6 protein-coding genes and 1 pseudogene are annotated in these 5,526 nt (G+C 60.7%); 3 read left to right on the plus strand and 4 right to left on the minus strand.

All coding sequences use genetic code 11. From position 1 onward, the window contains the following. A pseudogene (locus AC5E6N_RS22985) lies at positions 1 to 388 on the minus strand (hypothetical protein); the annotation flags it as partial. Positions 389 to 474: 86 nt separating this feature from the next. On the opposite strand from AC5E6N_RS22985, the gene AC5E6N_RS22990 reads away from it, so the two are divergent. Both AC5E6N_RS22990 and AC5E6N_RS22995 read left to right on the plus strand, forming a co-directional pair. Beyond that, the gene (locus AC5E6N_RS22990; protein WP_491749988.1) at positions 475 to 1,047 is read left to right on the plus strand and encodes a nitroreductase family protein; all 573 of its coding nucleotides are present in this window, start codon (positions 475 to 477) and stop codon (positions 1,045 to 1,047) included. A 51-nt stretch (positions 1,048 to 1,098) separates the two neighbouring features. After that, complete coding sequence (locus AC5E6N_RS22995; protein WP_491749989.1) at positions 1,099 to 1,710, plus strand: flavin reductase family protein; 612 nt, start codon at positions 1,099 to 1,101, stop codon at positions 1,708 to 1,710. On the opposite strand, the gene AC5E6N_RS23000 is transcribed toward AC5E6N_RS22995, so the two are convergent. Together AC5E6N_RS23000 and AC5E6N_RS23005 are read right to left on the minus strand one after the other, a co-directional pair. Beyond that, positions 1,707 to 2,597 (minus strand): HpcH/HpaI aldolase/citrate lyase family protein, encoded by an 891-nt coding sequence (locus tag AC5E6N_RS23000; RefSeq protein WP_491749990.1) that lies wholly within the window; start codon positions 2,595 to 2,597, stop codon positions 1,707 to 1,709. The two genes, AC5E6N_RS22995 and AC5E6N_RS23000, sit on opposite strands and share 4 nt — an antisense overlap. A 2-nt stretch (positions 2,598 to 2,599) precedes the next feature. Beyond that, complete coding sequence (locus tag AC5E6N_RS23005; RefSeq protein WP_491749991.1) at positions 2,600 to 3,052, minus strand: MaoC family dehydratase; 453 nt, start codon at positions 3,050 to 3,052, stop codon at positions 2,600 to 2,602. Between the two features lie 134 nt (positions 3,053 to 3,186). On the opposite strand from AC5E6N_RS23005, the gene AC5E6N_RS23010 reads away from it, so the two are divergent. Then, positions 3,187 to 4,323, plus strand: a complete 1,137-nt coding sequence (locus tag AC5E6N_RS23010) for a DUF2336 domain-containing protein (RefSeq protein ID WP_491749992.1) — start codon at positions 3,187 to 3,189, stop codon at positions 4,321 to 4,323. Positions 4,324 to 4,334: 11 nt separating this feature from the next. Here the strand turns inward: AC5E6N_RS23010 and AC5E6N_RS23015 are convergent. Further along, on the minus strand, positions 4,335 to 5,526 hold a 1,192-nt coding region (locus AC5E6N_RS23015; RefSeq protein ID WP_491749993.1), incomplete at its 5' end, for a toprim domain-containing protein.

Here is a 5,526-nt window from a genome sequence, read left to right on the forward strand (position 1 = left end):
TGGTGACGCCGGCAAGGCCGAAGGAGACGTGGACGAAATATTCGCCCGGTTCCATGGAAATCAACGCCGAGCCGCCCTCGGATGTCGCAAGGATCGGAAGTTTGCCTTCCTGATCCGGGATCGGGTGATAGACACGCCAGATCAGACCATGCTCGAGCGGGGCGGCGCCCTCGACGAGCCTTGCGTCCAGATCGACATTGCGCAATTGATCCGGCGGCAAGGTTACTTCAGGCACTTCGCCGGTCGGAGCAAACTCGGTGACACCGGGAAGATCGAGAGGAAGCAATTTATCGACCGGCTGCGCATTCTGCGCCGCCGCTTGCCCCATTATTGCCCCCAGCAATCCCAGAACTGGCAGAAGGCCGATTTTCAGCCTGGAATGAATCATTTACTTCCCAATATAGCTTTTAAGTCGTTTCAAACCCATGCAAATGGCAAATTCAAGGCGATCAAGCACTCAGCAAAGGACCGGCAATGAACGAAGCTTTGAAATCCTATCTCGAAACCCGTCGCACCATCCCCGCCAACATGATGACGGAGCCGGGGCCAGACCACGACACAATACAAAAGATGCTGGCGCTTGCCACGCGTGTTCCCGATCATGGTAAACTGGCGCCATGGCGTTTCATCGTCATTTCGGGTGCGGCCAGACAGCGGGTCGGAGCGAGCCTCGCCGAACTGGCGCTGCGCAACAATCCGGATATGCCGGCCGGGAGGTGGGAGCAGGAGGAAACAAGGCTGACCCGCGCTCCGGTGATCATCGCGGTTGTCAGCACTGCGGCCGAACACCCAAAGATTCCCGAATGGGAACAGATCCTGTCCGCGGGCGCCATCTGCCTTAATCTCTTTATGGCGGCCAATGCGTTCGGCTATGCGGCCAACTGGCTGACCGAGTGGATCAGCACGGATGAAAAAGCTCTTGACGTTATCGGCGTGGAACCGGGCGAACGTGTTGCCGGTATGATTTACATCGGGACACCGTCCGTTCCTCCGAGCGAGCGCCCGCGTCCTGATGTCGAGGCGCTGACAACATGGCTTGAGGATTGATGCCGGTGAGCGCCGTTAGGTCGGAAAACCAGGAACCGGGGCCGGCAGCATATGTTTTATGATGCCAGGACAAACGATCACGGGTTGCCGCACGATCCGTTCAAGGCACTTGTCGCCCCAAGGCCCATCGGCTGGATCGGGACGCTTGCGGCCGACGGCACGCCCAACCTCGCACCCTACAGCTACTTCAATGCGATCGGCGACAGGCCGAAAATGGTGATGTTTGCATCGGACGGCCGCAAGCACAGTGTCGCCAATATCGAGGATACGGGTGAGTTTTCGGCAAGCCTTGCAAGCCGGGTTCTTGCCGACAAGGTGATTGCCAGCTCGGTGGACGCGCCGGCGCATATCGACGAGTTCCAGTATTCGGGGCTGACGGCGGCGCCCGGGAGACTGATTGCGGCTCCACATGTGGCCGAGGCATTTGCCGCGCTCGAGTGCAAGGCGGTCAACATATTCCAGCCCGATACGCTCGCCGGCGGCAAATCGGAGTACATTGTCGTCATCGGTGAGGTTGTCGGCATTTATATCGACGAAGACGTTATCACCGACGGCCGGATCAATATGGCAAAGGCCGCGCCGCTCGCGCGTCTCGGCTACCGCGACCACAGTCACGGCGCCGATACATTCGAGATGGTGCGGCCGGTGTGGAACGACGACTAGGAAACTCCGGCCGCCCGGGCGCGATCGAGGATCTTCTGCGCCTGGCGCAGGTGCGGGCGATCGATCATCTGACCGTCGAGGCTGAGGACGCCGGTATCGTCTCCGGCCTGATCGAAGAGCGAAACGATTTTCTGAGCCCGCGCAACGGCATCACGCGATGGTGTGAACACGCGGTTTATGACCTCCACCTGCGCGGGATGGATCGCCATCTTGCCGGAAAACCCGTCACGCACCGCCGCCTGGCACTCCCGTTCCAGTCCCTCGCTGTTCCTGAAATCGGTATAGACCGTGTCGACCGCATCTATCCCGGCCGATGCCGCGCCGAGGAGCGTGACCGTCCGGGCGTGGCGAAACAGGTCGGTATAGCGTCCGTTTTCGTCACGGTTGGTTTCGACGCCGATATCGGCGGACAAATCCTCGCCGCCCCAGGACAGGGAGCGCAGGCGATCGGAAACGGACGCGTAGGTTCCCGCATTCAGGGTTCCCTTTGCCGTTTCGGTCACAAGCGCGTGGATGCCGGTGCTGCCTTCATCGCTGCCGGTCTCGGCCTCGTGAACGGCGATCATCGCCGAGAGTTTCTGAATGTCCGAGCCATGTTCGGCCTTGGGCAAGAGGACCGCGTCCGGACGGGCGCCGATAAGCTCGCAAAGGTCATCATCGGCAAGCCCGCTGTTCAGCGGATTGATCCGCACGACCAGCGAAGGCATCCGATCTGCGCCCGATCTGCGGGCCGCCTCGATGAATGCGCGGGTCATCGACCGCGCAGCGGATTTTTGCGACAGGGAGACGGAGTCTTCCAGATCGATCAGCAGGCAGTCCGCGCCGCTGGAGAGGGACTTTTGCAGCTTGCGTTCCGAATCACCCGGTACAAAAAGATAGGAGCGCACGATCAGGCTGCCTTCTTGCGCATCATGGCCTGGCGCCGGCAGCGGGCAACGAGATCACCGTTTTGATTGTATCCGCGATGCTCGAATTCGACGATGCCGCGATCGGCTTTGGATTTCGATTCCCGAACCGACAGCACTTCCGTTTCAACCCTGAGAGTGTCGCCGTGAAACATCGGGTGCGGAAAGGTGACATCCGTCATGCCGAGATTGGCTATGGTTGTGCCGACGGTCGTGTCGTTGACGGAGATCCCGATCAATAAACCAAGCGTAAACAAGGAGTTGACCAGCGGTTTGCCCCATTCCGTCCTGGAAGCGAAATCGAAATCGATATGCAGCGGCTGAGGGTTGAGAGTCATATTGGAAAACAACATGTTGTCGCTTTCCGTGATTGTCCGGCGCAGCTCGTGCTGGAACACCTGACCGGTCGAAAACTCTTCAAGATACAGTCCTGGCATCGGGGCCCTCCGTTTGCGCCGCAAAATAGGCGAGGGCAGGAGTGCCCGCAAGCCGTTAACGGATATGGTGAACCGATCGTAAACCTTTTGTTCCTAGTGTCGGCCCCACGACAAGGTGAATCCGGATAATCTTTATGATCGTTCAGAAGTTTTTGCAGTGGTCCGAAACGGCAGGCGCCCGCGAAAGGGCGCGGGCGGCAAATGCCCTGTCGCGTGCTTTTGTCCTCAGCGAACTGTCGCTGGAGGAGACACGGGCTGCCGAGGCCGCGATGGCTCTTCTCCTCGACGACCCGTCGCCGATGGTCCGCCAGGCCATGGCGGAGGTTCTGGCGCCGTCGGCCAGGGCGCCGCGGTCGGTGATTTGCAGCCTGGCCAAGGATCAGGTCGATATCGCGGGCATTGTGGTCTGCTGCTCTCCCTTGCTGGGCGACCAGGAACTTGTCGATCTCGTCGCGGACGGACGGCCGGGCATCCAGAGCGCGATCGCCATACGTCATGATCTGCGGCGGGCCGTTTGCGCGGCGCTTGCGGAGGTTGCCGGACGTCCGGCGGTTGCCGACATGCTGGACAATCCGACAGCGCGGATGGCCAAGGTCACGCTGCGGCGCATTACGGAACGGTTCGGCGACCATCCCGATATCCGGGCAAGGCTTCTCGATCGCACCGACTTGCCCGGCGATGTGCGCCATGCGCTCATCATCAAGGTCGGCAACGCGCTTGCCGGTTCCGGGTTCGTCGCGGGCGTTGTCGGAGACGGACGGATCAGACGTATTGCGGACGAGGCCTGTGAGGCCGCGACGCTGCAACTCGCGGGAGCGGTTGACAGTGCCGAAATGCCGGCCCTTGTCGAACATCTGCGGCTGGCCGGCAAACTGACGCCGGCGTTTTTGATGCATGCGCTGTGCATCGGCAATATCGAGTTTTTCGCCTCAGCCGTCGGTTCGATCACCGGCGTTGACGACAGGCGGGTGAGGGCCATTCTCGTTGACGGGCGGCGCAATGCCATCCAGGCCCTCTTTGCATCAGGCGGGCTCGACGCGAACACCTGTGAGGTCTTTGCAACGGCAACGCTGTTTTGGCGTAAGGCGACAACACAGGAAGCGGCGCCGAACGCCCTGCACATAACAGAACAGTTGATCAGCCACTACCTGGAAAGCGGCGAGACCGGTCGGGTCGAAGAACTGCTCATGCTTGTCGAGCGCATGAACCTTGAATTCCGGCGCAAGGCCGCGAAGGACTACGCGATCGCGATCGCCTGCGAAGCGGCCTGACGGCGAGACCGTCAGATATCCAGATCATCGACGAACTCGGCACGTTCCTGAATGAACTGGAAGCGCGCTTCCGCCTTTGTTCCCATGAGGTTATCGACGGTCTTGCGGGTGTCGTCCGCACCGATCTCGTCGATCTCCACCCTTAACAGCGTGCGCTTGTCCGGGTGCATGGTGGTTTCCTTGAGCTGCGCGGGAAGCATTTCGCCCAGTCCCTTGAACCGGCCGATATCGATCTTTCCCTTGCCTTTGAACTCGGTCTCCAAAAGCTCCGCACGGTGCAGATCGTCGCGCGCATAGAGCGTTTTGCCGCCCTGCGTGATGCGGTAGAGCGGCGGGACGGCGAGATAGAGATGACCTTCGCGAACAAGGTCGGGCATTTCCTGATAAAAGAATGTGATCAGCAGCGAGGCAATGTGGGCGCCGTCCACATCGGCATCGGTCATTATGATGATGCGGTCATAACGAAGATCCTGCTCGCGATACTTCGATCGCGTTCCGCAGCCCAGCGCCTGAACGATGTCGGCGATCTGCTGGTTGGCCCCCAGCTTGTCACGGCCCGCACTTGCAACGTTCAAAATCTTGCCGCGCAGGGGAAGAATTGCCTGGTTGGCGCGGTTCCTGGCCTGTTTCGCGGAGCCGCCGGCAGAATCGCCCTCGACGATGAAAAGCTCGGCGCCCGCGGCCGATCCCTGCGAGCAATCGGCCAGTTTTCCGGGAAGGCGCAGCTTTCTGACCGCGCTCTTGCGGTTGACTTCCTTTTCCTTGCGCCGGCGGACGCGCTCGTCGGCCCGCTCCATGACCCAGTCGAGCAGTTTCGCCGCCTCCTGGGGCGAATCGGCGAGGTAGTGGTCGAACGGGTCGCGCACCGCGTTCTCGACAATCCGCTGCGCTTCGACGGTCGCGAGCTTGTCCTTGGTCTGGCCGACAAATTCGGGCTCGCGCACGAAGACCGAGAGCATGCCCGCCATGGAAATCATCACATCGTCTGTCGTGATGATGGATGCGCGCTTGTTGCCGGTCAGTTCCGCATAGGCTTTAAGGCCGCGTGTGAGCGCCAGTCTGAAACCGGCCTCGTGAGTGCCGCCCTCGGGCGTCGGCACCGTGTTGCAGTATGAGTTGACGAAGGCATCACCCGTATACCATGTCACTGCCCATTCGACCGTGCCGTGACCGCCGGTCTTCTCCGACCGGCCGAAGAAGATG

It is taken from the genome of Hoeflea sp., assembly GCF_984452065.1.

Bases quoted from the DNA above. Each gene is read 5' to 3' on its own strand.
- AC5E6N_RS22995 (WP_491749989.1), top strand. From the start codon at position 1,099: ATGTTTTATGATGCCAGGACAAACGATCACGGGTTGCCGCACGATCCG.
- AC5E6N_RS23005 (WP_491749991.1), bottom strand. From the start codon at position 3,052: ATGCCAGGACTGTATCTTGAAGAGTTTTCGACCGGTCAGGTGTTCCAG.
- AC5E6N_RS22990 (WP_491749988.1), top strand. From the start codon at position 475: ATGAACGAAGCTTTGAAATCCTATCTCGAAACCCGTCGCACCATCCCC.
- AC5E6N_RS23010 (WP_491749992.1), top strand. From the start codon at position 3,187: ATGATCGTTCAGAAGTTTTTGCAGTGGTCCGAAACGGCAGGCGCCCGC.